The sequence below is a fragment of the Pseudomonas sp. Pseusp21 genome, assembly GCF_059492145.1.
The window spans coordinates 3,392,585-3,414,093 of sequence record NZ_CP168520.1; the positions used below are offsets into that span (position 1 = coordinate 3,392,585).

At 62.1% G+C, this 21,509-nt stretch carries 21 protein-coding genes and 1 other RNA gene; 7 read left to right on the plus strand and 15 right to left on the minus strand.

Annotated features, from left to right (window positions below; translation table 11 throughout):
* Positions 1-39: 39 nt before the first annotated feature.
* From gcvP to ACEN93_RS15530, 10 genes are all read right to left on the minus strand, one after another.
* Positions 40-2,913: an aminomethyl-transferring glycine dehydrogenase gene (gcvP, locus tag ACEN93_RS15485; protein ID WP_495610234.1), complete on the minus strand. Its 2,874-nt coding sequence runs from the start codon at positions 2,911-2,913 to the stop codon at positions 40-42.
* 134 nt (positions 2,914-3,047) lie between these two features.
* Positions 3,048-3,431: a glycine cleavage system protein GcvH gene (gene gcvH / locus ACEN93_RS15490; protein WP_039765364.1), complete on the minus strand. Its 384-nt coding sequence runs from the start codon at positions 3,429-3,431 to the stop codon at positions 3,048-3,050.
* A 49-nt stretch (positions 3,432-3,480) separates the two neighbouring features.
* Positions 3,481-4,563: a glycine cleavage system aminomethyltransferase GcvT gene (gene gcvT, locus ACEN93_RS15495; RefSeq protein WP_495610235.1), complete on the minus strand. Its 1,083-nt coding sequence runs from the start codon at positions 4,561-4,563 to the stop codon at positions 3,481-3,483.
* Positions 4,564-4,720: 157 nt separating this feature from the next.
* Positions 4,721-6,337, minus strand: a complete 1,617-nt coding sequence (locus ACEN93_RS15500; protein ID WP_039765360.1) for an ABC transporter permease — start codon at positions 6,335-6,337, stop codon at positions 4,721-4,723.
* A 167-nt stretch (positions 6,338-6,504) separates the two neighbouring features.
* A complete protein-coding gene (locus tag ACEN93_RS15505) occupies positions 6,505-7,509 on the minus strand; it encodes an extracellular solute-binding protein (RefSeq protein ID WP_007951802.1) in 1,005 nt (334 codons plus the stop codon).
* Between the two features lie 107 nt (positions 7,510-7,616).
* Complete coding sequence (locus ACEN93_RS15510; RefSeq protein WP_178082846.1) at positions 7,617-8,834, minus strand: 2-octaprenyl-3-methyl-6-methoxy-1,4-benzoquinol hydroxylase; 1,218 nt, start codon at positions 8,832-8,834, stop codon at positions 7,617-7,619.
* Between the two features lie 9 nt (positions 8,835-8,843).
* Positions 8,844-9,329, minus strand: coding sequence for a DUF4442 domain-containing protein (locus tag ACEN93_RS15515; protein ID WP_495610236.1), 486 nt, complete (start codon positions 9,327-9,329; stop codon positions 8,844-8,846).
* The gene (ubiH, locus tag ACEN93_RS15520; protein ID WP_011336470.1) at positions 9,322-10,509 is read right to left on the minus strand and encodes a 2-octaprenyl-6-methoxyphenyl hydroxylase; all 1,188 of its coding nucleotides are present in this window, start codon (positions 10,507-10,509) and stop codon (positions 9,322-9,324) included. Before ubiH ends, ACEN93_RS15515 begins: the two co-directional genes overlap by 8 nt.
* Complete coding sequence (gene pepP / locus ACEN93_RS15525; RefSeq protein ID WP_039765352.1) at positions 10,506-11,840, minus strand: Xaa-Pro aminopeptidase; 1,335 nt, start codon at positions 11,838-11,840, stop codon at positions 10,506-10,508. Before pepP ends, ubiH begins: the two co-directional genes overlap by 4 nt.
* Before the next feature lie 27 nt (positions 11,841-11,867).
* The gene (locus ACEN93_RS15530) at positions 11,868-12,428 is read right to left on the minus strand and encodes a YecA/YgfB family protein (RefSeq protein ID WP_039765349.1); all 561 of its coding nucleotides are present in this window, start codon (positions 12,426-12,428) and stop codon (positions 11,868-11,870) included.
* Between the two features lie 125 nt (positions 12,429-12,553).
* Between ACEN93_RS15530 and ACEN93_RS15535 the strand changes: the two genes are divergently transcribed.
* The 4 genes from ACEN93_RS15535 (at position 12,554) to ACEN93_RS15550 (ending at position 13,972) form a co-directional block, all read left to right on the plus strand.
* The gene (locus ACEN93_RS15535; RefSeq protein ID WP_007940359.1) at positions 12,554-12,763 is read left to right on the plus strand and encodes a TIGR02449 family protein; all 210 of its coding nucleotides are present in this window, start codon (positions 12,554-12,556) and stop codon (positions 12,761-12,763) included.
* The gene (locus ACEN93_RS15540) at positions 12,760-13,077 is read left to right on the plus strand and encodes a cell division protein ZapA (protein ID WP_039765346.1); all 318 of its coding nucleotides are present in this window, start codon (positions 12,760-12,762) and stop codon (positions 13,075-13,077) included. The genes ACEN93_RS15535 and ACEN93_RS15540 overlap by 4 nt, the downstream gene beginning before the upstream one ends.
* A 30-nt stretch (positions 13,078-13,107) precedes the next feature.
* Positions 13,108-13,286, plus strand: a non-coding RNA gene (ssrS, locus tag ACEN93_RS15545) — 6S RNA.
* Between the two features lie 80 nt (positions 13,287-13,366).
* On the plus strand, positions 13,367-13,972 hold the full coding sequence (locus ACEN93_RS15550) for a 5-formyltetrahydrofolate cyclo-ligase (protein ID WP_039765344.1): 606 nt from the start codon (positions 13,367-13,369) through the stop codon (positions 13,970-13,972).
* 35 nt (positions 13,973-14,007) lie between these two features.
* On the opposite strand, the gene ACEN93_RS15555 is transcribed toward ACEN93_RS15550, so the two are convergent.
* Positions 14,008-14,163, minus strand: coding sequence for a hypothetical protein (locus ACEN93_RS15555; protein WP_007911192.1), 156 nt, complete (start codon positions 14,161-14,163; stop codon positions 14,008-14,010).
* A gap of 197 nt (positions 14,164-14,360) precedes the next feature.
* Here ACEN93_RS15555 and ACEN93_RS15560 point away from each other — a divergent pair, with 197 nt between their 5' ends.
* The gene (locus ACEN93_RS15560) at positions 14,361-14,813 is read left to right on the plus strand and encodes an EVE domain-containing protein (protein ID WP_039765343.1); all 453 of its coding nucleotides are present in this window, start codon (positions 14,361-14,363) and stop codon (positions 14,811-14,813) included.
* Between the two features lie 156 nt (positions 14,814-14,969).
* On the opposite strand, the gene ACEN93_RS15565 is transcribed toward ACEN93_RS15560, so the two are convergent.
* Positions 14,970-15,377: a flagellar basal body-associated protein FliL gene (locus ACEN93_RS15565; protein WP_007951814.1), complete on the minus strand. Its 408-nt coding sequence runs from the start codon at positions 15,375-15,377 to the stop codon at positions 14,970-14,972.
* A gap of 150 nt (positions 15,378-15,527) precedes the next feature.
* Here ACEN93_RS15565 and ACEN93_RS15570 point away from each other — a divergent pair, with 150 nt between their 5' ends.
* Both ACEN93_RS15570 and glpT read left to right on the plus strand, forming a co-directional pair.
* A complete protein-coding gene (locus ACEN93_RS15570; protein WP_039765341.1) occupies positions 15,528-16,505 on the plus strand; it encodes an NADPH:quinone oxidoreductase family protein in 978 nt (325 codons plus the stop codon).
* A gap of 338 nt (positions 16,506-16,843) precedes the next feature.
* On the plus strand, positions 16,844-18,193 hold the full coding sequence (gene glpT, locus ACEN93_RS15575; RefSeq protein WP_039765339.1) for a glycerol-3-phosphate transporter: 1,350 nt from the start codon (positions 16,844-16,846) through the stop codon (positions 18,191-18,193).
* Here the strand turns inward: glpT and ACEN93_RS15580 are convergent.
* The 3 genes from ACEN93_RS15580 to ubiD form a co-directional block, all read right to left on the minus strand.
* Positions 18,169-18,837, minus strand: coding sequence for a gamma-glutamylcyclotransferase (locus ACEN93_RS15580; RefSeq protein ID WP_039765337.1), 669 nt, complete (start codon positions 18,835-18,837; stop codon positions 18,169-18,171). The two genes, glpT and ACEN93_RS15580, sit on opposite strands and share 25 nt — an antisense overlap.
* A 196-nt stretch (positions 18,838-19,033) precedes the next feature.
* Entirely contained in the window at positions 19,034-20,002 is a 969-nt protein-coding gene (locus ACEN93_RS15585; RefSeq protein WP_495610237.1) for a CDP-6-deoxy-delta-3,4-glucoseen reductase, read from the minus strand.
* A complete protein-coding gene (gene ubiD / locus ACEN93_RS15590; RefSeq protein WP_064379935.1) occupies positions 20,002-21,468 on the minus strand; it encodes a 4-hydroxy-3-polyprenylbenzoate decarboxylase in 1,467 nt (488 codons plus the stop codon). Before ubiD ends, ACEN93_RS15585 begins: the two co-directional genes overlap by 1 nt.
* Positions 21,469-21,509: the final 41 nt, after the last annotated feature.

Below are 21,509 nucleotides of genomic sequence, written 5' to 3' on the forward strand. Positions count from 1 at the left end.
AATGCCGCTCTACATGAGCGGCATTTTTTTGCCCGCTGATCAGCGGTAATCGTCCACCGGCACGCAAGCGCAGAACAGGTTGCGGTCGCCGTAGACGTTATCGACCCGGTTCACTGCCGGCCAATACTTGTGCGCCTTGGTGTGTGCATCCGGCGTGATGCCCTGCTCGATGCTGTACGGCCGCTCCCACACGCCGGTGATATCGGCCAGGGTATGCGGCGCCCGTTTGAGCGGGTTGTCCTCGGCCGGCCAGTTGCCGTTCTGCACCTCGGTGATTTCTGCGCGGATGCTCAGCATCGCGCCGATGAAGCGATCCAGTTCGGCCTTGGACTCGCTCTCGGTCGGCTCGACCATCAAGGTGCCTGGCACCGGGAATGACATGGTCGGCGCGTGGAAGCCGTAATCCATCAGGCGCTTGGCGACGTCTTCCTCGCTGATGCCGGTGGCAGCCTTGAGTGGCCGCAGATCCAGAATGCATTCGTGGGCGACCCGCTCGTTGCGGCCGGTGTACAGAACGGGGAAAGCACCGGATAGATGCTGCGCCAGATAATTGGCCGCGAGGATCGCCACCTCGCTGGCATCCGCCAGTTGCGGCCCCATCATCGCGATGTACATCCAGCTGATCGGCAGAATGCTCGCACTGCCCCACGGCGCGGCACTGACCGCTCCGTTCTGCGGTTGCGGCCCGTCGATCGGCACCACCGGATGGTTGGCAACGAACGGCGCCAGATGCGCACGCACACCAATCGGCCCCATGCCCGGCCCGCCTCCGCCGTGGGGTATGCAGAAGGTCTTGTGCAGGTTCATGTGTGACACGTCGGCGCCAATGTCCGCCGGCCGCGCCAACCCGACCTGGGCATTGAGGTTGGCGCCGTCCATGTACACCTGGCCGCCGTGCTGGTGGATAACTTCGCAGATTTCGCTGATGCCTTCCTCGTACACGCCGTGGGTCGACGGATAGGTCGCCATCAGGCACGACAGCTTGGCTCCGGCTTCGGACGCCTTGGCTTTCAAATCCTCCAGATCAACGTTGCCCGCCTCATCGCACTCGACGATCACCACGCGCATCCCGGCCATCTGCGCCGAGGCCGGGTTGGTGCCGTGGGCCGAAGAAGGAATCAGGCAGATGTCGCGCCCGCCCTGCTGGCGGCTCTCGTGGTATTTGCGGATCGCCAGCAACCCGGCGTACTCGCCCTGAGCGCCGGAGTTGGGCTGCATGCAGATTGCATCGAACCCGGTGATCGCACACAGCAAGCGCTCCAGTTCCTCGATCATCAGCGTGTACCCGACTGCCTGCTCCCGGGGCACGAACGGGTGCAGGTTGGCGAATTGCGGCCAGGTGATCGGGATCATTTCGCTGGTGGCGTTGAGTTTCATGGTGCAGGAGCCCAGCGGAATCATCGACTGGTTAAGCGCCAGATCCTTGTTCTCCAGTTGCTTGAGGTAGCGCAGCATCTCGGTTTCGCTGTGGTGGGCGTTGAACACCGGATGACGCAGGTACGGCGTGCTGCGTTGCAGCGCGTCGGGAATGCCGGAGGTCAGCGTTTCAGCGTCGAGATCAGCGACGTTCAACCCGTGATCGGCGCCCAGCAGCACATCGAACAGTCTGGCCACGGTGCTTTCATCACAGGTCTCGTCAAGGCTCAGACCCAGTCGACCACGACCGAGGATGCGCAGGTTGATCTGCGCGGCCCGAGCGCTTTCGATGATCGCGGTTTGCGCCCCGCCCACGTCCAGCGTGAGGGTGTCGAAGAAGTGTTGGTTGAGGCGCTGGATGCCATGGCGCTCAAGCCCGGCGGCGAGAATGCAGGTCAATCGGTGCACGCGCTGGGCGATTCGTTTCAGTCCTTCCGGGCCGTGATAGACCGCATAGAAACTGGCGATGTTGGCCAGCAAGACCTGGGCGGTGCAGATGTTCGAATTGGCCTTCTCCCGACGAATATGCTGCTCGCGGGTTTGCAGGGCCATGCGCAGCGCGACGTTGCCACGGGCATCTTTCGACACGCCGATGATCCGCCCGGGAATCGCTCGTTTGTATTCCTCGCGACTGGCGAAAAACGCCGCGTGCGGGCCGCCGTAACCCATCGGCACCCCGAAGCGCTGGGATGAGCCGAACACCACATCGGCACCCAGTTCGCCCGGCGGGGTCAGCAGCAACAGACTCAACAGGTCGGTCGCCACGCAGGCCAGCGCCTGCTGCGCGTGCAGGTGATCGATCAAGGGTCGCAGGTCACGGATCTCGCCGTGGGTGTCGGGGTATTGCAGCAGCGCGCCGAATACCTGGTGCTGCTTCAAGTTATCCACAGCGTCGACGATCAACTCGAAGCCGAAGCCTTCGGCGCGGGTCTGCACCACGGAAATGGTTTGTGGATGACAGTTTTCGTCGACGAAGAACAGATTGCTTTTCGACTTCGCCACGCGCTTGGCCAGGGCCATGGCTTCCGCGGCGGCGGTGGCTTCATCGAGCAGCGAAGCGTTGGCCAGTTCAAGGCCGGTGAGGTCAATGGTCAATTGCTGAAAGTTGAGCAACGCTTCGAGCCGACCCTGAGCGATTTCCGGCTGGTAAGGCGTGTAGGCGGTGTACCAGCCGGGATTTTCCAGCACGTTGCGCAGGATGACGGTCGGCGTCAGGGTGCCGTGGTAGCCCATGCCGATCAGGCTGGTCCACACCTGATTCTGTTCGGCATAACCACGCAGTTTGGCCAGCGCTGCCTGCTCGTCCAGCGCCGGCGGCAGGTCCAGCTCGCGGTTGAGGCGAATGCCCGGCGGCACGGTCTGTTCGATCAGTTCGACCCGGCTGCCGAGGCCGAGGCTGTCGAGCATCGCCTGTTGCTCGGCGGCATCGGGGCCGAGGTGGCGGCGCAGAAAGGCATGGGGATCGCGTAACTGGCTCAGGGATGGCAACTGGGACATGACGGGCTCTCTCTTGGCTGGCGGCTCAGCGTCAATGCAACACGGTCAAACCAGCATAGCAGCCACCCCGAAAGCCAAAGTCCCGGGCAGAAAAAAGCCCCGACGGGTCGGGGCTTTGGGGGCTGGCGTGCAGCTTATTCGCCGATGGCAGCCTTGTAGCCGGCAGCGTCAAGCAGCTTGTCCAGCTCGGCCTTGTCGCTTGGCTTGAGCTTGAAGATCCAGGCACCGTAAGGATCAGAGTTCAACAGCTCCGGCGAGCCGCTCAGCTCTTCGTTGACGGCAATCACTTCACCGCTGATCGGAGCGTAGATATCGGAAGCGGCTTTCACCGACTCAACGACACCGGCCTGGTCTTCGGCGGCGAAAACCTTACCCACTTCGGTCAGTTCAACGAACACCACATCACCCAACGCTTCCTGGGCGTGATCGCTGATGCCCACGGTGACGGTGCCGTCGGCTTCCAGGCGCGCCCATTCATGACTTTCGGCAAAACGCAGTTCAGCTGGGATGTTGCTCATGCTCGGTGTCCTCAAGAAATTGTCAGCGGTCGTGCCCGCCGGAAAAGGTTTAGATCAAGGTTTTGCCGTGACGGACAAAGGTCGGTTTGACCACACGTACCGGATACCACTTGCCACGGATTTCCACTTCGGCGCGGTCGGCAGTCGCCATCGGTACACGCGCCAGGGCAATCGACTTGCTAAGCGTAGGAGAGAAACTACCACTGGTGATCTCCCCTTCGCCAACATCAGCGATACGAACCACCTGATGAGCCCGCAAAACCCCGCGTTCCTCAAGCACCAGACCGACCAGTTTGTGCTGCACGCCGGCGGTTTTTTCCGCTTCCAGCGCATCGCGACCGATGAACCGACGCGTGGCCGGCTCCCAGGCGATGCTCCAGGCCATGTTCGAGGCCAGTGGCGAAACGTCCTGGTGGATGTCCTGACCGTAAAGGTTCATGCCGGCTTCGACCCGCAGCGTGTCGCGAGCGCCGAGGCCAATGGGGGAAATACCGGCGCCCACCAGATCGTTAAAAAATCCGGGGGCCTGATCGGCCGGCAGGGCAATTTCCAAACCGTCCTCACCGGTGTAGCCGGTGCGCGCAATGAACCAGTCGCCGTCGACGTGGCCCTCGAAAGGCTTGAGCATCTGGATCAGGTTGGCGCGGGACTGGGTCACCAGTTCGGCAATCTTGTGCCGGGCATGGGGGCCTTGAATGGCAAGCATCGCCAGCTCGGAGCGTTCGTGCATTTGCACATCGAAGCTGCCCAACTGTGCCTGCATCCAGGCCAGATCCTGATCGCGAGTGGAGGCGTTGACCACCAGACGATAACCGTCTTCGAGGCGGTAAACGATCATGTCGTCGACGATGCCGCCGCGCTCGTTGAGCATGGTGCTGTACAACGCACGGCCGGGGCTGTGCAGGCGTTCGACGTCATTGGCCAGCAAATGCTGAAGCCAGGCCTTGGCCTGGGGGCCGGTGACATCGATCACGGTCATGTGGGAAACATCGAACACCCCGCAATCGCGACGCACCTCGTGGTGCTCCTCGACCTGCGAGCCGTAATGCAGGGGCATGTCCCAACCGCCAAAATCGACCATCTTCGCGCCGAGGGCGAGATGCAGGTCATACAGAGGCGTACGCTGTCCCATGGGTTTCTCCTTCCGGGCGTGGCGAAGGTGCGGAGCGCTGCTGCACGGTTCGGAAAGCCCTGTAAAAAAGGGCCTTCAGCCGATTTCAGCGACAGGGTCTGTCAGACGGACCGCACCGAATGCCGCGCATTGTAGCCGCATGATTCAGGACTGACGACTAAGTGTTTCTGTGCGCCGAGCGTCGGATCAAACCGATGACCGGCAACAGACCGACCAATACCAGGGTCAGCGCCGGCAACGACGCCCTTGCCCATTCGCCTTCGCTGGTCATTTCGAAGATCCGCACCGCCAGTGTGTCCCAGCCAAACGGGCGCATCAGCAGGGTGGCGGGCATTTCCTTGAGCACGTCGACGAACACCAGCAGCGCGGCGCTGAGCGTGCCGGGCAGCAGCAACGGCAGATACACTTTGAAAAACAGTCGCGGCCCACTGACACCCAGGCTACGTGCCGCTTCAGGCAAAGAAGGCCGTATACGCGCCAGACTGCTTTCCAGCGGCCCATAGGCCACGGCCACGAACCGCACCAGATACGCCAGCAGCAACGCCGCCAGACTGCCCAGCAGCAACGGCTTGCCCGCCCCGCCAAGCCAGCCGGACAGCGGAATCACCAGCTCCCGGTCCAGATAGCTGAACGCGAGCATGATCGACACCGCCAGCACCGAGCCCGGCAAGGCATAACCGAGATTGGCCAGACCGACTGCGGAGTTGATCGTCCGGGTCGGCGCCAGACGCCGGGCGAAGGCCAACAACATCGCCACGCTGACTGTGATCAACGCGGCCATGCCGCCCAGATACAGCGTATGGAGAATCAGCCCGGCGTAGCGCTCATCCAGGTCGAAGCGCCCGCGCTGCCAGAACCAGACCACCAGTTGCAGCACCGGAATGACAAATGCACAGGCGAACACCAGACCGCACCAGCCGGTCGCCGCCCAGGCCTTGGGCCCGCGCAGGTGATACAGCGCCTTGACCCGTGGCCGCTCGTTACTCGCCCGATTGGCGCCGCGCGCGCGACGTTCACCGTACAGCACCAACATCACCACCAGCAGCAACAGGCTGGCCAGTTGCGCAGCGCTGGGCAGACTGAAAAAGCCGTACCAGGTCTTGTAGATCGCGGTGGTGAAGGTGTCGAAGTTGAACACCGACACCGCGCCGAAATCCGCCAGCGTTTCCATCAGCGCCAGCGCCACACCAGCACCGATGGCCGGCCGCGCCATCGGCAATGCCACGCGCCAGAACGCTTGCCACGGTGACTGACCGAGCACTCGCGCCGCTTCCATCAGGCCCTTGCCCTGAGCCAGGAACGCAGTACGCGCCAATAGATAAACGTAGGGATAAAACACCAGCACCAGCACCAGAATCACGCCACCGGTGGAGCGCACTCGCGGCAGGCGCAGGCCGCTGCCGAACCATTCGCGCAGCAGGGTTTGCACGGGGCCTGCGAAGTCCAGCAGGCCGACGAACACGAACGCCAGCACGTAGGCCGGGATTGCGAACGGCAGCATCAGCGCCCAGTCGAGCCAGCGGCGGCCGGGGAATTCGCAAAGGCTGGTGAGCCAGGCGAGGCTTACGCCCAGCAGGGTTACGCCGATGCCTACGCCGAAGACCAGTGTCAGGGTGTTGCCCAGCAGGCGTGGCATCTGGGTTTCCCAGAGGTGCGACCAGATCTGGTGATCGATGGTTTGCCATGAGAGCAGGAGCACGCTGAGGGGGAGCAGCACCAACGCGGCGATGGCGAAGACGATGGGGTACCAGCGGCGTTGGGCGGGGTGGGCCAAGGAAACAGTCTCGTTCAAATGATTGTGCCCACGCTCTGCGTGGGCACACATTCTGTGACGCTCCGCGTCACGCTGTCGATGATGCGACGCAGAGCAAGCACCGAGGGCTGCATTCCCACGCAGACGGTTCGACGTGGGAACGATCAAACAGTGCTGTCAGGAATGACTCAGTTCCAACCCGCCCGATCCATCATCCGGATCGCTTCAGCCTGACGCTTGCCCGCCACTTCAACCGGCAGCGTATCAGCCACGAACTGTCCCCACGCCGCCACTTCTTCCGAAGGCTTCACCGCTGGATTGGCCGGGAACTCCTGGTTCACGTCGGCAAAGATCTTCTGCGCCTCAGGCGTGGTCATCCACTCGACCAAAGCCTTGGCCGCTTCCGGGTGCGGCGCATGTTTGGTCAGGCCGATGCCCGACAGGTTGACGTGCACGCCACGATCCGCCTGATTCGGCCAGAACAGTTTCACCGGCAGTTCCGGCTTCTGCTTGTGCAGGCGACCGTAGTAGTAGGTGTTGACGATGCCGACGTCGCACTGGCCGGCGTTGATCGCCTCCAGCACCGCGACGTCGTCGGAGAACACGTCGGTGGACAGGTTGTTGACCCAGCCCTTGAGGATCTTCTCGGTCTTTTCGGCACCGTGGACTTCGATCATGGTGGCGGTCAGCGACTGGTTGTAGACCTTCTTCGCCGTGCGCAGGCACAGGCGACCTTCCCAGTTCTTGTCGGCCAGTGCTTCGTAGGTGGTCAGTTCGCCCGGTTTCACCCGTTCGGTGGAGTAGGCGATGGTCCGTGCGCGCAGGCTCAGGCCGGTCCAGGCGTGGCTGGACGAGCGATATTGCAGGGGAATGTTGGTGTCGATGGTTTTCGAGGTGAACGGCTGGAGAATGCCCATCTGCTCGGCCTGCCAGAGGTTGCCGGCATCGACGGTCAGCAGCAGGTCGGCGGTGGCGTTCTCGCCTTCGGCCTTGATCCGCTGCATCAGCGGCGCTTCCTTGTCGGTGATGAACTTGATCTTCACCCCGGTCTTGGCGGTGTAGGCATCGAACACCGGCTTGATCAGCTCATCGATACGCGAGGAGTAGACCACCACCTCGTCGGCGGCCTGGGCGGCAGTGCTGCCGATCAGGGTCAGGGCCAGTGCGGTCAGAACACGCTTGGATGCCAACATGGGAGCGGTCTCTCGGTCGGGAAAAGTGGCCCAAATGATAAGGACTCACATTTACCAGCTCAATCGAACACTTTCCCAAGGAGTTACCAGATGTTGCACAACATTTGTCAGGCCTTGGCCAAGGCCGGCAAGTCCCCGGTCAGCCCCAATGCTTCGCGCACGAACAACGCCTTGGCCTCAGGCATCTGCTCGACGATTTTCAGTCCGGTGTTGCGCAGCCAGCGCAGCGGCAGCGGATCGGCCTGGAACAGCCGCTCGAAGCCTTCCATCGCCGCCATCAGTGCCAGATTGTGCGGCATGCGCCGGCGTTCGTAGCGGCTCAGGACTTTCACGTCCGCCAGGCGTTCGCCGCGTTCGTTGGCCTGCAACAAGACTTCGGCCAGCACCGCGGCGTCAAGGAAGCCGAGATTCACGCCCTGCCCCGCCAACGGGTGAATGGTGTGTGCGGCATCGCCGATCAGCGCCAGGCCTTCGGCCACGTAGCGCTTGGCGTGACGCTGACGCAGCGGCACACACAGGCGCGGGTCGGCGCTGATGACCTCGCCGAGGCAACCTTCGAACGCGCGCTCCAGCTCGCGGCAGAAATCCGCCTCATCCAGCGCCATCAGCCGTTCGGCTTCGCTCGGTGTGGTCGACCAGACGATCGAGCACCAGTCCTGCTGCCCGTCACGCTCCAGCGGCAGAAACGCCAGCGGCCCGTGATCGGTGAAACGCTGCCACGCGGTCATGCGGTGCGGCTTGCTGCTGCGCACGCTGGTGACGATGGCGTGGTGCAAGTAATCCCATTCGCGGGTGGCGACGCCGGTCAGACGGCGCACCGCGGAGTTGGCGCCGTCCGCCGCGATCACCAGCGGCGCGCGCAAGGTGCGGCCATCGGCCAGGGTCAGCAGCCAGTCGTCACCGGAACGGCGCATCTGCTCCAGCCGCGCGTTGGCCAGCAGGCCCAGGTCGCAATCGTGCAGACGGTCGAGCAAGGCATCCTGGACCACGCGGTTTTCGACAATGTGGCCGAGCACCTCGGCGTGCACGCTGCTGGCCGAGAAGTGAATCTGGCCGGTGCCGCTGCCGTCCCAGACGTGCATGTCGGTGTACGGGCTGCTGCGTCGGTTGACGATGCCGTCCCATACGCCGAGGCGATCGAGGATCCGCTGGCTGGCCGCCGACAGCGCGCTCACCCGCGGCTCGAACGGCGCATCGCCGTCGAAGGGTTTGACGCTCAGCGGGCTGCCGTCGAGCAACAGGACTTCCAGCCCGCTGCCCTGCAACGCCAGCGCCAGGGCACTGCCGACCATTCCGGCTCCGACAATCAGCACATCCGCGCGCATTTCCATGCTTTAAGCCTGTCTCGCTGGCGGCTTGAGCCGCACGTAAAGGGTTTTACCGACCCGCGCCACCAGGTTGCCGGCGCCGTCATGAATGTCGACCTGCAACTGCGGCAGGTATTTCTCGCCACTGGCGGTCTGCCGACGGATCTCGTCGAGCAGGGTGTCGTCGATGTTGAACCGGGCGAACACCGGGCCTTTGCCCGGCGATATGAAATCAATGTCGGCAGCCTTGTCCCAGACGATGTACCGCGAGCCGAGGTTTTCCATGAGCATCAACATGAAGAACGGGTCGACCATCGAATACAGACTGCCGCCAAACTGGGTGCCGACGTAATTGCGGTTGTACCAGCCCAGGCCCATCGAGACCCGGATGTCACGAAAGTCATCGCTGATGTGCTGCACCCGGACACCGGCGCCGAAGTACGGCGGGTAGAGCGTCATGATCCAGCGCATCAGCCGCGCCTTGCCAAACTGTTTGATCAGCCACTCACGCATCCGGCCGCGTCCCCAGTCCCATGGCCTGACGGGCGAACCAGCGTTTGGCCGGCGGCAGCAGATCAAGGCCGAGCAGACCGATGTTGCGCCCCAGCGATACCAGCGGCTGGGTACTGCCGAACAGGCGCGTGACCTGATCGGAGAAACCGACGGTGAGGTCCTGATCGAGGCGCTGACGCTCGCGATAGGCCTGCAACGTGGCGAAATCCCCCAGCGGTTTGTCGCTGGCCAGCAGCGCGGCGGCCAACGCATCGGCATCGCGCAGGGACAGGTTGAAACCCTGCCCGGCAATTGGGTGCAGGCTGTGGGCGGCGTTGCCGAGAACGGCCAGATGCGAACGCACCTGCTCTTCCGCCTCCACCAGCGACAGCGGATACAGATGCCGCGCGCCAACCTGTTTCAGAGTGCCGAGACGGTAGCCGAACACACCTTGCAGCTCGCTGAGGAAATCACGCTCGCTCAGGTCGGCCAGACGTTGCGCGTCCATGCCCAGACGGGTCCAGACCAGCGCGCAGCGGTTTTCCGGCAGCGGCAGCAGCGCCATCGGGCCTTCGTCGGTGAAGCGCTCGAACGCCATGCCGTTGTGCGCTTCGCTCGGGGTGATGTTGGCGATCAGCGCGCTCTGGTTGTACGGGCGCTTGCGCACGTTGATGCCCAGTTGCTCGCGCAGACCGGAACGGCCGCCATCGGCGAGCACCGCCAGATCGCATTCGACCGTGGTTTCATCGTTGAGGGTCAGCCGATAGCCGTCGGGCAGCGGCTCCATGCGGGAAACTTCCGCCGGGCAGCGCCAACTGATCACGTCTTTGTCGAGGTGCTGCCACAGGCACTGGCCGAGCCAGGCGTTTTCAACGACATAGCCGAGCGCCGGGACGCCCTCTTCCATCGCCGACAGGCGAGCAGTGGAGAACCGACCACGGTCGGACACGTGAATCTGTTTGATCGGCTCGGCGCGGCGGGAGATTTCCTGCCACACGCCCAGCCGCTGATAAATCTGCCGCGAACCGAAAGACAGCGCCGAGGAGCGCGCGTCGTAGCTTGGCTGCCAGGTGTCACCGGGGGCGAACGGTTCGATCAGCACGATCTTCCAGCCACGGGCCTTGGCCCCGGCCTGCAAGGCCAACGCCAGACTGGCGCCGACCAGACCACCACCGATGATTGCCAGATTGACCCGACTCATGCCGCGCAGGTCCGTGCTTGCGCCATCAGGGCTTCGATCTCGGCGACGGTTTTCGGCACGCCGCCGGTCAGGATTTCACAACCGCTCTTGGTCACTACCACGTCATCCTCGATGCGCACGCCAATGCCGCGCCATTTCTTCGCTACGTTCTGATTGTCCGGGGCGATGTAGATGCCCGGCTCCACGGTCAGCGCCATGCCGACTTCCAGCACCCGCCATTCGCCGCCGACCTTGTATTCGCCAACGTCATGCACATCCATCCCGAGCCAGTGACCGGCGCGGTGCATGTAAAACGCCTTGTAGGCCTCGGAGGCGATCAACTCGTCGACTTCGCCCTGCAACAACCCCAGCTTCACCAGCCCGGTGGTGATGACCCGAACCGTGGCTTCGTGCGCCTGGTTCCAGTGCTTGTTCGGAGCGATTTCGGCGAATGCCGCTTCCTGCGAAGCCAGCACCAGTTCGTAGATCGCTTTCTGCTCGGCGGAAAACTTACCGTTGACCGGCCAGGTGCGGGTGATGTCGCTGGCGTAGCAGTCGATCTCGCAACCGGCGTCGATCAGCACCAGATCGCCGTCCTTGAGCAGCGCGTCATTCTGCTGGTAATGCAGGATGCAGCTGTTGCGCCCGGCAGCGACGATCGAACCGTAGGCCGGCATCTTCGCCCCGCCCTTGCGGAACTCGTAATCCAGTTCGGCTTCGAGGCTGTACTCATACAGCCCGGCCCGGCTGGCCTGCATCGCCCGGATGTGGGCCTGGGCGGAAATCCGCGCGGCCTCGCGCATCACCTTCACTTCTGCCGCCGATTTATACAGGCGCATGTCGTGCAGCAGGTGATCCAAAGCAACGAATTCGTTCGGCGGCTGGGCGCCGAGGTGCGCCTTGGAGCGGATCACGTTGATCCAGTCCATCAGGTGGCGGTCGAATTCCGGGTTGCTGCCCATGGCCGAATACACCCGGTCGCGGCCTTCGATCAGGCCCGGCAGGATGTCGTCGATATCGGTGATGGGGAAAGCGTCATCGGCGCCGAAATCGCGGATCGCGCCTTCCTGGCCGGCGCGCAGGCCGTCCCAGAGTTCGCGTTCGGCGTTGCGTTCACGGCAGAACAGCACGTACTCGCCGTGTTCGCGACCGGGCATCAGGACGATGACCGCCTGTGGCTCGGGGAAACCGCTGAGGTACTGGAAGTCGCTGTCCTGGCGATAGACGTGCTCGACGTCGCGGTTGCGGATGGCGACCGCGGCGGCCGGCAGGATCGCGATACTGTTGGGTTCCATCTGCGCCATCAGCGCCTTGCGGCGCCGGGCGTATTCCGCTTTCGGGATATGGATCATGGGCAGATGGCTTTCCCTGGCACGCGATCAGTGCAGCGACGGCTTGGCCGCTGGCGGCACGTCGGCCTTTTTGGTTTCGGAGAACAGCAGCAGCGGCGCGACACGCAGGTACTCCATGACTTCCATATAGTCGCTTTCGCCGTCTTCGGACTCTTCCAGTGCGTCTTGCACCTGGGAGATCGCTGCAAGATCCTGCAACACTTCCGTGGCCTCGGTGCTCAGCATGCTGCTGTCGCGGCAGTTCAGGCCGAACCCGGTGAGGAAGCCCTGGCACCATTCGCCCAGCGCGGCGGCACGCTCGGCCAGAGGCGTGTCATCGTTCGGCAACAGCAGAACCACGGTGACGTCATCGCCGGTGAGTTCGCTCTTGACCATTTCCTGCAGACCGATCAGCGCGTTGCGGACGTTGTCCTGCGGCTCACTCTCGAGCAGCTCGGCGGCATCGATCAGCCACTCTTCGGCATTGAAGCCGGCGCCAGCGCAACTGCGGCCCAGCAACAGGCCGTGCAGTTCGGCAGGCGAAACGGAGTGACCGCTGGAGTTCAGCAGGGTGGCAAAGCCTTGGTACGGGGAATTCTGAATGGGCATGGGCAGCTAGGCGCCAGACGGCGCTATGTCTAGAATGAAGGCCTTGTATCCTACATCGACAGACTCGCCAAGACCATTAAAGGCTGTCCGCCAGCCAAACCCATCAGACCGAATCAGTGGACACAATGGAAGACACCGACCTGCAAGCGCTGATGGCCAGACTCGAACTGCTGATTACCCGAGTCGAGCAACTAAAGAGTCAAAATGCACTCTTACTTGCTCAGGAAAAGACCTGGCGCGAGGAACGCGCGCACCTCATTGAAAAAAACGAAATCGCCCGGCGTAAGGTCGAATCGATGATTTCGCGCCTCAAGGCCCTGGAGCAAGACTCATGAGTTCAAGCAATAGCGTTACCGTGCAGATCCTCGACAAAGAGTATTCGATCATCTGCCCCCAGGAAGAGCGCAGCAATCTGATCAGCGCCGCCCGCTACCTGGACGGCAAGATGCGCGAGATCCGCAGCAGCGGCAAAGTCATCGGCGCCGACCGCATCGCCGTGATGGCCGCGCTGAACATCACCCACGACCTCTTGCACAAAGAAGAGCGTCCGGACATCCAGGCCAGCGGTTCGACCCGTGAACAGGTGCGTGACTTGCTCGATCGTGTCGATCTGGTGCTGGCGACCGATCCGGACGTCACCAAGGGCTGATTCGCCAGGCCGCTTGAGTTATACTCGCCGCACTCCCTGGGGTGCTTGCCAGTTGACGATGTCCCTGAGCCGATTTGCACTACCCTGGGGGTTGCACGTTGGGCTGGTGTGCATGTCCGCCAGACGGAAAGCCTTAAAGCCTACTGCATCCTCCACCTTGAACTCTCGGGTTCAAGGGCTAAGTCGACAGCGGCTCATCCGGGGAGCCTGATTCGAATCCGATGCCGGTGCATGCCGGCATCGGATTTTTTATGCGTACGTTTTCGTCCCACCCTGCCGAAGCCGAACCATGACCGAACCCGCGTTGCTGCCCCGCCCCCAACTGCGCCGCCTGTTGCGCAAGGCCCGCCGCTCGCTGACGCGAAGCGAACAACGCCAGGCCGCCGAAGGCCTGTATAAACAACTGGCACAAAACCCGCACTTTCGCCGGGCGAAACACATTTCCCTGTACCTGCCCACCGACGGTGAAATCGACCCGCGCCTGTTGCTCAGCGCTGCCCAGCGTCGCGGCAAGAAAACCTACCTGCCGGTGCTCAGTGCCTGGCCACGGACCAAAATGGTCTTTCAGCAGATCCGCCCCGGCGAAAAGCTCAAACCCAACCGTTTCCGCATTCTTGAGCCGCGCGCCAATCTGGCCCGTCAGCGCAAGGTCTGGGCACTGGATCTGGTGTTGTTGCCACTGGTGGGATTCGACGATGTCGGCGGGCGCCTGGGCATGGGCGGCGGATTCTACGATCGCAGCCTGGCCTATCTGGCCCGACGCCAGAACTGGCGCAAGCCGACGCTATTGGGACTGGCCCATGAATGTCAGAAAGTCGAACGTCTCGCGCAAGCGAGCTGGGATGTGCCGTTGCAGGGAACGGTGACAGACAAGGCGTGGTATTTCGCGGGATAGACGCCGCGCGGATCAGCGGCGTCGAAAAAGCAGTTTCAGCGCTTGAAGGCTGTCGACTGTTGTACTTGTTGCGCCACTTCAATCGGTGCATCGGCCTTGTTGGCCCACAGACTTTGCGCATAACCGGTGGTCACGACGCCCAGACCGAACAAAATTACCAAAGTCCACAGCAAATCCGGTTTGCGTTTCATCGATTGCCCCCCTCAAGGCACATCATCACGATGACAGCAGCGGTTTCCATTCGTAGGCCGTGCAGCAGCGTCAAGCTTTAAAGGCCGGCATTTTGCGACAACGTGAACCGTCGCGCAAATGCTGACGTCAACCGACCGTCGGTTTGTCATAAAATTGCCGGACAACCTGCCCAATGACCGCTTGAGGAGCACACACCATGGCCTACTGGCTGATGAAATCCGAGCCCGACGAGCTCTCGATCAAGGGCCTGGAAAAGCTCGGCAAAGCGCGCTGGGACGGGGTTCGCAACTATCAGGCGCGCAATTTCCTGCGCGCCATGGCGGTGGGGGACGAGTTCTTTTTCTACCACTCCAGCTGCCCGGAGCCGGGCATTGCCGGAATCGGCAAAATAATCGAAGCCGCGTACCCGGATCCCACCGCACTGGAACCGGAAAGCCATTACTTCGATCCGAAAGCCACGCCGGAGAAAAACGCCTGGAGCGCGATCGATGTCGCCCACGTAGAGACATTCAACCGGGTCTTGAAGCTGGATTATCTGAAGCAGCAGACCGCGCTGGCCGAGATGCCGCTGGTGCAAAAAGGTTCGCGGCTGTCGGTGATGCCGGTGACTGCCGAGCAGTGGGCGGCGGTGATGGCGCTCAAACCCTGAATCATCCTTCGCCTGACAAGATGCCTTCGCTGGCAAGCCAGCTCCCACAGGGATTTTTAGTGAACACATAATTTGTGACCACCAGAAATACCTATGGGAGCTGCGGTGCGACGATTCGACTTGCTCGCGAAGGGGCCGGGCCGGACAGCAAAGTTGTTACTGAATGATCAGGTTGTTGAACAACAGGTCTTCAACCACCGGCTTGCCGGTCTCGTCGTTCATCACTTGCTGGGTCTGTTTCAAGGCTTCCTGACGCAGTTTTTCCTTGCCCTCGATGCTGCCCATCGCATCGGTGGTCTGCTGAGTGAACAGCGCCACCAGCTGATTGCGGATCAGCGGTTCATTGGCCTTGACCAGTTTGGTCGCCTCTTCACCGGTCACCCGCAGTGCCACGTCGGCCTTGTAGACCTTGAGTTTCGGGGTGCCATCCAGCCCGTAGTTGCCCACGAACGGCGGGCTCAGGGTGATGTAGTTGACCTTCGGCGCCTCGCCCTCTTTGGCTTCTTCGGCCAGCGCTGCCACAGGCAGAGACAGGGCCAGCAACAACATGATCCACGCTTTCACAATTCGCTCCTTATCCGGTTTGCGGCCTAGCATAACGACCCGCCGCGCAAGCACAAGCTTATGGCGGACTATCAGGGCCGGGCATGCTCGTTGACCCGTTGACTGCCACACCTACACTTATCGGCCATCACTCCCAAAGGAATAGCCCTGATGAAAGCCGTGCTGTGCAAAGCCTTCGGCCCTGCCGAATCGCTGGTGCTGGAAGACGTCGCCAGTCCTGTCGCCAAGAAGAACGAAATCCTGCTGGACGTGCACGCCGCCGGGGTCAACTTCCCGGACACGCTGATCATCGAGGGCAAGTACCAGTTCAAGCCGCCCTTCCCGTTCTCGCCGGGTGGCGAAGCCTCCGGCGTGGTCAGCGCGGTGGGGGAAAAGGTCAGTCACCTGAAAGTCGGTGACCGGGTCATGGCACTGACCGGCTGGGGCAGCTTCGCCGAGCAGGTCGCAGTGCCGGGCTACAACGTGCTGCCGATCCCGCCATCGATGGATTTCAACACCGCCGCCGCCTTCAGCATGACCTACGGCACGTCGATGCACGCCCTCAAGCAGCGCGGCAATCTGCAACCAGGCGAAACCCTGCTGGTACTCGGCGCCTCCGGCGGCGTTGGCCTGGCCGCCGTGGAAATCGGCAAAGCCATGGGCGCGCGGGTGATCGCCGCCGCCAGCAGCGCGGAAAAACTCGCGGTGGCCAAGGCTGCCGGGGCAGACGAACTGATCAACTACAGCGAAACCAGCCTCAAGGACGAGATCAAGCGCCTGACCGACGGCCAGGGCGCCGACGTGATCTACGACCCGGTCGGCGGCGACCTTTTCGATCAGGCTGTCCGCGCCATCGCCTGGAACGGCCGCCTGCTGGTGGTCGGTTTCGCCAGCGGCCGCATTCCCGAACTGCCGGTCAACCTCGCCCTGCTCAAAGGCGCTGCGGTACTCGGCGTGTTCTGGGGCTCCTTCGCCCAGCGCCAGCCGCAGGACAACGCGGCGAATTTCCAGCAATTGTTCGGCTGGTTTGCCGAGGGCAAGCTGAAGCCGCTGGTGTCGCAGGTCTATCCGCTGGGCAATGCCGCGCAGGCGATCAATGATCTCGGGCAGCGCAAGGCTGTAGGCAAGGTTGTGGTGCAAGTGCGCTGACCTGCTCGGGCGACCCGGAATTGATGCCCACCTCCGGATCGCCCCTCAGAACATTCCAGGCTGCAAATGTGCCGGCAGCCTCAAACAGAAAGCACCTTCTGCATTGCTCGCAGGACATTTCTCAAACCTGCGTCCTGCAAAATCCTGAAACCCGGCAGGAAGCTGCGGAGGTAACCATTCCCACAACGCCCTGCACTTATATCTGAGCGACATGTTCATAAAGGAACGTGCGACATCCAACATTTCCACTGTTTTGCCGATGGGAAGCGGTGCTATTTTCGGTAACGAAACTGTAACATTCGCATCCGCAGTCAAAACAAGAAATCTGGAGCTCTTGAATGTTTGCTTTCTTTCGTCCTGCCGCACATCAGGCTCCATTGCCTGAAGAAAAAATCGACAGCACCTACCGACGCCTGCGTTGGCAGATCTTCGCCGGCATCTTCTTTGGCTATGCGGGTTACTACCTGCTGCGCAAGAACTTCTCGCTGGCCATGCCGTACCTGATCGACGAAGGCTACAGCCGTGGCGATCTGGGTCTGGCGATGTCGGCAATCGCCATCGCGTACGGTCTGTCCAAGTTCCTCATGGGCCTGGTGTCCGACCGCTCCAACCCGCGTTACTTCCTGCCGTTCGGCCTGCTGGTATCGGCCGGGGTCATGTTCATTTTCGGTTTCGCGCCTTGGGCAACCTCCAGCGTGACCATGATGTTCATCCTGCTGTTCATCAACGGTTGGGCCCAGGGCATGGGCTGGCCGCCGAGCGGACGCACGATGGTGCACTGGTGGTCGCAGAAGGAACGTGGCGGCGTGGTGTCGGTGTGGAACGTGGCGCATAACGTCGGTGGCGGTCTGATCGGCCCGCTGTTCCTGATCGGCATGGGCCTGTTCAACGACTGGCACGCAGCGTTCTACGTCCCGGCCGCCGTGGCGCTGGCAGTAGCGGTGTTCGCTTTCGTGACCATGCGTGACACCCCGCAATCGGTCGGCCTGCCGCCAATCGAGAAGTACAAGAACGACTACCCGGAAGGCTACGACGCCAGCCACGAAGACGAATTCAGCGCCAAGGAAATCTTCGTCAAATACGTGCTGCGCAACAAAATGCTCTGGTACATCGCCATGGCCAACGTCTTCGTCTACCTGCTGCGCTACGGCGTGCTGGACTGGGCGCCGACCTACCTGAAAGAAGCCAAGGGTTTCACCGTGGATAAAACCTCGTGGGCCTATTTCTTCTACGAGTGGGCGGGGATTCCGGGCACGCTGCTGTGCGGCTGGATGTCGGACAAGATCTTCCGTGGCAACCGTGGCCTGACCGGTATGGTGTTCATGGCATTGGTGACCGTCGCGACCCTGGTGTATTGGCTTAACCCGGCCGGCCACCCGACCATCGACATGATCGCTCTGTTCTCCATCGGCTTCCTGATCTATGGCCCGGTGATGCTGATCGGCCTGCAGGCGCTGGAACTGGCGCCGAAGAAAGCCGCCGGCACTGCCGCAGGCTTCACCGGTCTGTTCGGGTATCTGGGTGGTTCGGTCGCGGCCAGTGCAGCGATGGGCTACACCGTGGACCACTTCGGCTGGGATGGCGGTTTCGTGCTGCTGGTGGGCGCTTGCCTGCTGTCGATGGCCTTCCTGGCCCCGACCCTGTGGCACAAGCAAGTCGCCAGTCAGAGCCGCGAAGCAGTCGCCTGATCGGCCTTTGACTTACAGCGCTTGAGCCGCGCCTCCAGATTCCGGTCTGGCATGGCGTGGCTGCGCAGGGCGTGAGCGGTCTGCTCGACATAATCGCGAGTCGTGCCGTACCGCCCGCAAGCGCTTTCGAACACCTGGCTCAGCACATGATCCGGCAAGTTGCCGGCATAGCTGGGCAGGTGTCGCTCCAATACGAATCCCAACGCCTGAACCTGGCTGCCATCTTCGAGTCGGCAGTTGAGCCAGTGTGGCCGATAGGACGGGAACGGCATTTCGCGTTTCCACAACGCATACAGCGCGCTGTCCAGATTGTCTTCCGGCAACCGGTAGGCGAAGCCGCTGCACGAGCCGCCACGATCCAGACCAAAGACCAGACCCGGCATTTCCGGCGTGCCGCGATGCTCGTGGGACCACAAGTACAAGCCACGGTGATAGCCATGCACGCGCCCACGCACCCGCTCCACGGCTGTGCATTCCGGCCGCCAGATCAGCGAACCGTAGGCGAACAGCCAAACCGGCCCGCCCTTGTGGCGTGCCATGGTCGATTGCATGGATGCGAGAAGTTGTTCGTGCGTCAGCTGCGGCCCAAGATCGAGCCGCGGAGGGTAAGCCAGATTCAGAAAAGCGTTTTCAATGGCGCTCATGGCGAATAGCGTTCAGCTCCCCGCGGGTGAAGAATTACTTAATAGAACGCACCGCTGTAACAATAAGGCACATATGTTTTAAGGCAATTTGAGTGCCATGGCACAGTTCTTAATTGATGCCTGTTTGATATATAACCTACCGGCATTTATGCAATTACATAAATACCGATCGGCTATATGGAGAGTTATAACGAACTCAGGCGCGGGGTGCGTAAGCAAACACATCCGCACGCATCTGATGGGCATCCATCCCTGCTTCCACCAGCGCATCCAGCGTGCCGTAGACCATGGCCGGCGAGCCGCTGGCATAGACGTGCAACGGTTTCAGATCAGGGAAATCCTCGCACACCGCTTCGTGCAACATCCCGCAGCGCCCCTCCCAGCCGCACTGGTCACTGACGACTTTGTGCAGGAACAGATTGGGCAATTTCAGCCATTCGTCCCAATGTTCGATTTCGTAGAAATCTTCCGGACGACGCACGCCCCAATACAAGTGCACCGGATGTTTGAAGCCCGAAGCCCGGCAATGTTCGATCAGGCTGTGGATCTGACCCATGCCGGTGCCGGCGGCGATCAGCACCAGCGGCCCGTCCGGCAGTTCCGCCAGATGGGTGTCGCCGAACGGCAGTTCGACCCGCACCATCGGGTTGCGCTTGAGCTGATCGATCAGGCTCAGCGCACTGGATTCGCGCGCCAGCACATGGATTTCCAGATCGCGCCCGCCGTGGGGCGCCGAGGCCATGGAGAACGCCGACTTCTCGCCGTTCTCGCGCTCGATCATCAAATACTGGCCAGCGTGGTAGCGCGGCGGTTTGCCGGCCGGCGCCCGCAGGCGCACGCGAAAGGTATCGCCACCGACGTCCCTGCATTCGATGACCTGACACGACACGCTGCGCACCGGCAGTTCTCCCAGCGCGAGCACGCCATCCCACAGCACGATGCAGTCTTCCAGCGGCTCCGCTATGCAAGTGTAGAACTCGCCGTGGTCGTGCACCTTGCCGGCCTGTTGGACCCGGCCTTCCACCAGCAGCGCCGCGCACACGTGACAATTGCCGTTGCGACAGCTTTGCGGGCATTCGTAGCCCAGGCGCCGCGCACCATCGAGAATCTGCTCTCCGGGCTGTATCTCGAGCACCGCTCCGGAGGGCTGCAGGGTTACACGCATCAATCTATTCCTAACTGATTCCAGATGGCATCGATCCGTTGAGTGACGGCATCATCCTTGACGATGACGCGGCCCCACTCGCGAGTGGTTTCGCCCGGCCACTTGTGGGTGGCGTCCAGGCCCATCTTCGAGCCGAGTCCCGACACCGGCGAGGCAAAGTCGAGGTAGTCGATCGGCGTGTTGTCGATCATCACCGTGTCGCGCTTGGGGTCCATGCGCGTGGTGATGGCCCAGATCACGTCGTTCCAGTCACGCGCGTTGATGTCGTCGTCGGTGACGATAACGAACTTGGTGTACATGAACTGTCGCAAAAACGACCAGACACCCAGCATCACGCGCTTGGCGTGGCCCGGATACGACTTCTTCATCGTCACCACGGCCATGCGGTACGAGCAGCCTTCCGGCGGCAGGTAGAAGTCGGTGATCTCCGGAAACTGCTTCTGCAGGATCGGCACGAACACTTCGTTCAGCGCCACGCCGAGAATCGCCGGCTCATCCGGCGGACGGCCGGTGTAGGTGCTGTGGTAAATCGGTTTGATCCGGTGGGTGATGCGCTCGACGGTGAACACCGGGAAGCTGTCGACTTCGTTGTAGTAACCGGTGTGGTCACCGTACGGGCCTTCGTCGGCCATCTCGCCCGGATGGATCACGCCTTCAAGGATGATTTCGGCAGTGGCCGGCACTTGCAGGTCGTTGCCACGGCACTTCACCAGCTCCGTGCGACTGTCGCGCAGCAGACCGGCGAAGGCGTATTCGGAGAGGCTGTCCGGCACCGGAGTAACGGCGCCGAGAATGGTCGCCGGATCGGCACCGAGGGCCACGGACACCGGGAACGGCTGGCCCGGGTGCTTCTCGCACCACTCACGGAAATCCAGCGCACCGCCACGGTGGCTGAGCCAGCGCATGATGACCTTGTTGCGGCCGATCACTTGCTGACGGTAGATGCCAAGGTTCTGCCGATCCTTGTTCGGACCTTTGGTGACCGTCAGGCCCCAAGTGATCAGCGGCGCCACGTCGCCCGGCCAGCAGGTCTGCACCGGCAGCATCGCCAGATCGACGTCGTCGCCTTCTATGACCACTTCCTGGCACGGCGCGTCCTTGATGACTTTCGGCGCCATCGCAATGATCTTGCGGAAGATCGGCAGCTTCGACCACGCGTCCTTCAAACCCTTCGGCGGCTCCGGTTCCTTGAGGAACGCCAGCAGCTTGCCGATTTCGCGCAGCTCGCTGACCGACTCGGCGCCCATGCCCATGGCCACCCGCTCGGGCGTGCCGAACAGGTTGCCGAGCACCGGGATGTCGTAACCGGTCGGCTTCTCGAACAGCAGCGCCGGGCCCTTGGCCCGCAGTGTGCGGTCGCACACCTCGGTCATTTCCAGCACCGGCGAAACGGGAATCTGGATGCGTTTCAACTCTCCGCGCTGCTCAAGCTGCTGCACGAAATCCCGAAGATCCTTGAATTTCATTGACGATGGCACCCTCAAAATAGGCGTACATCCTACCTGCT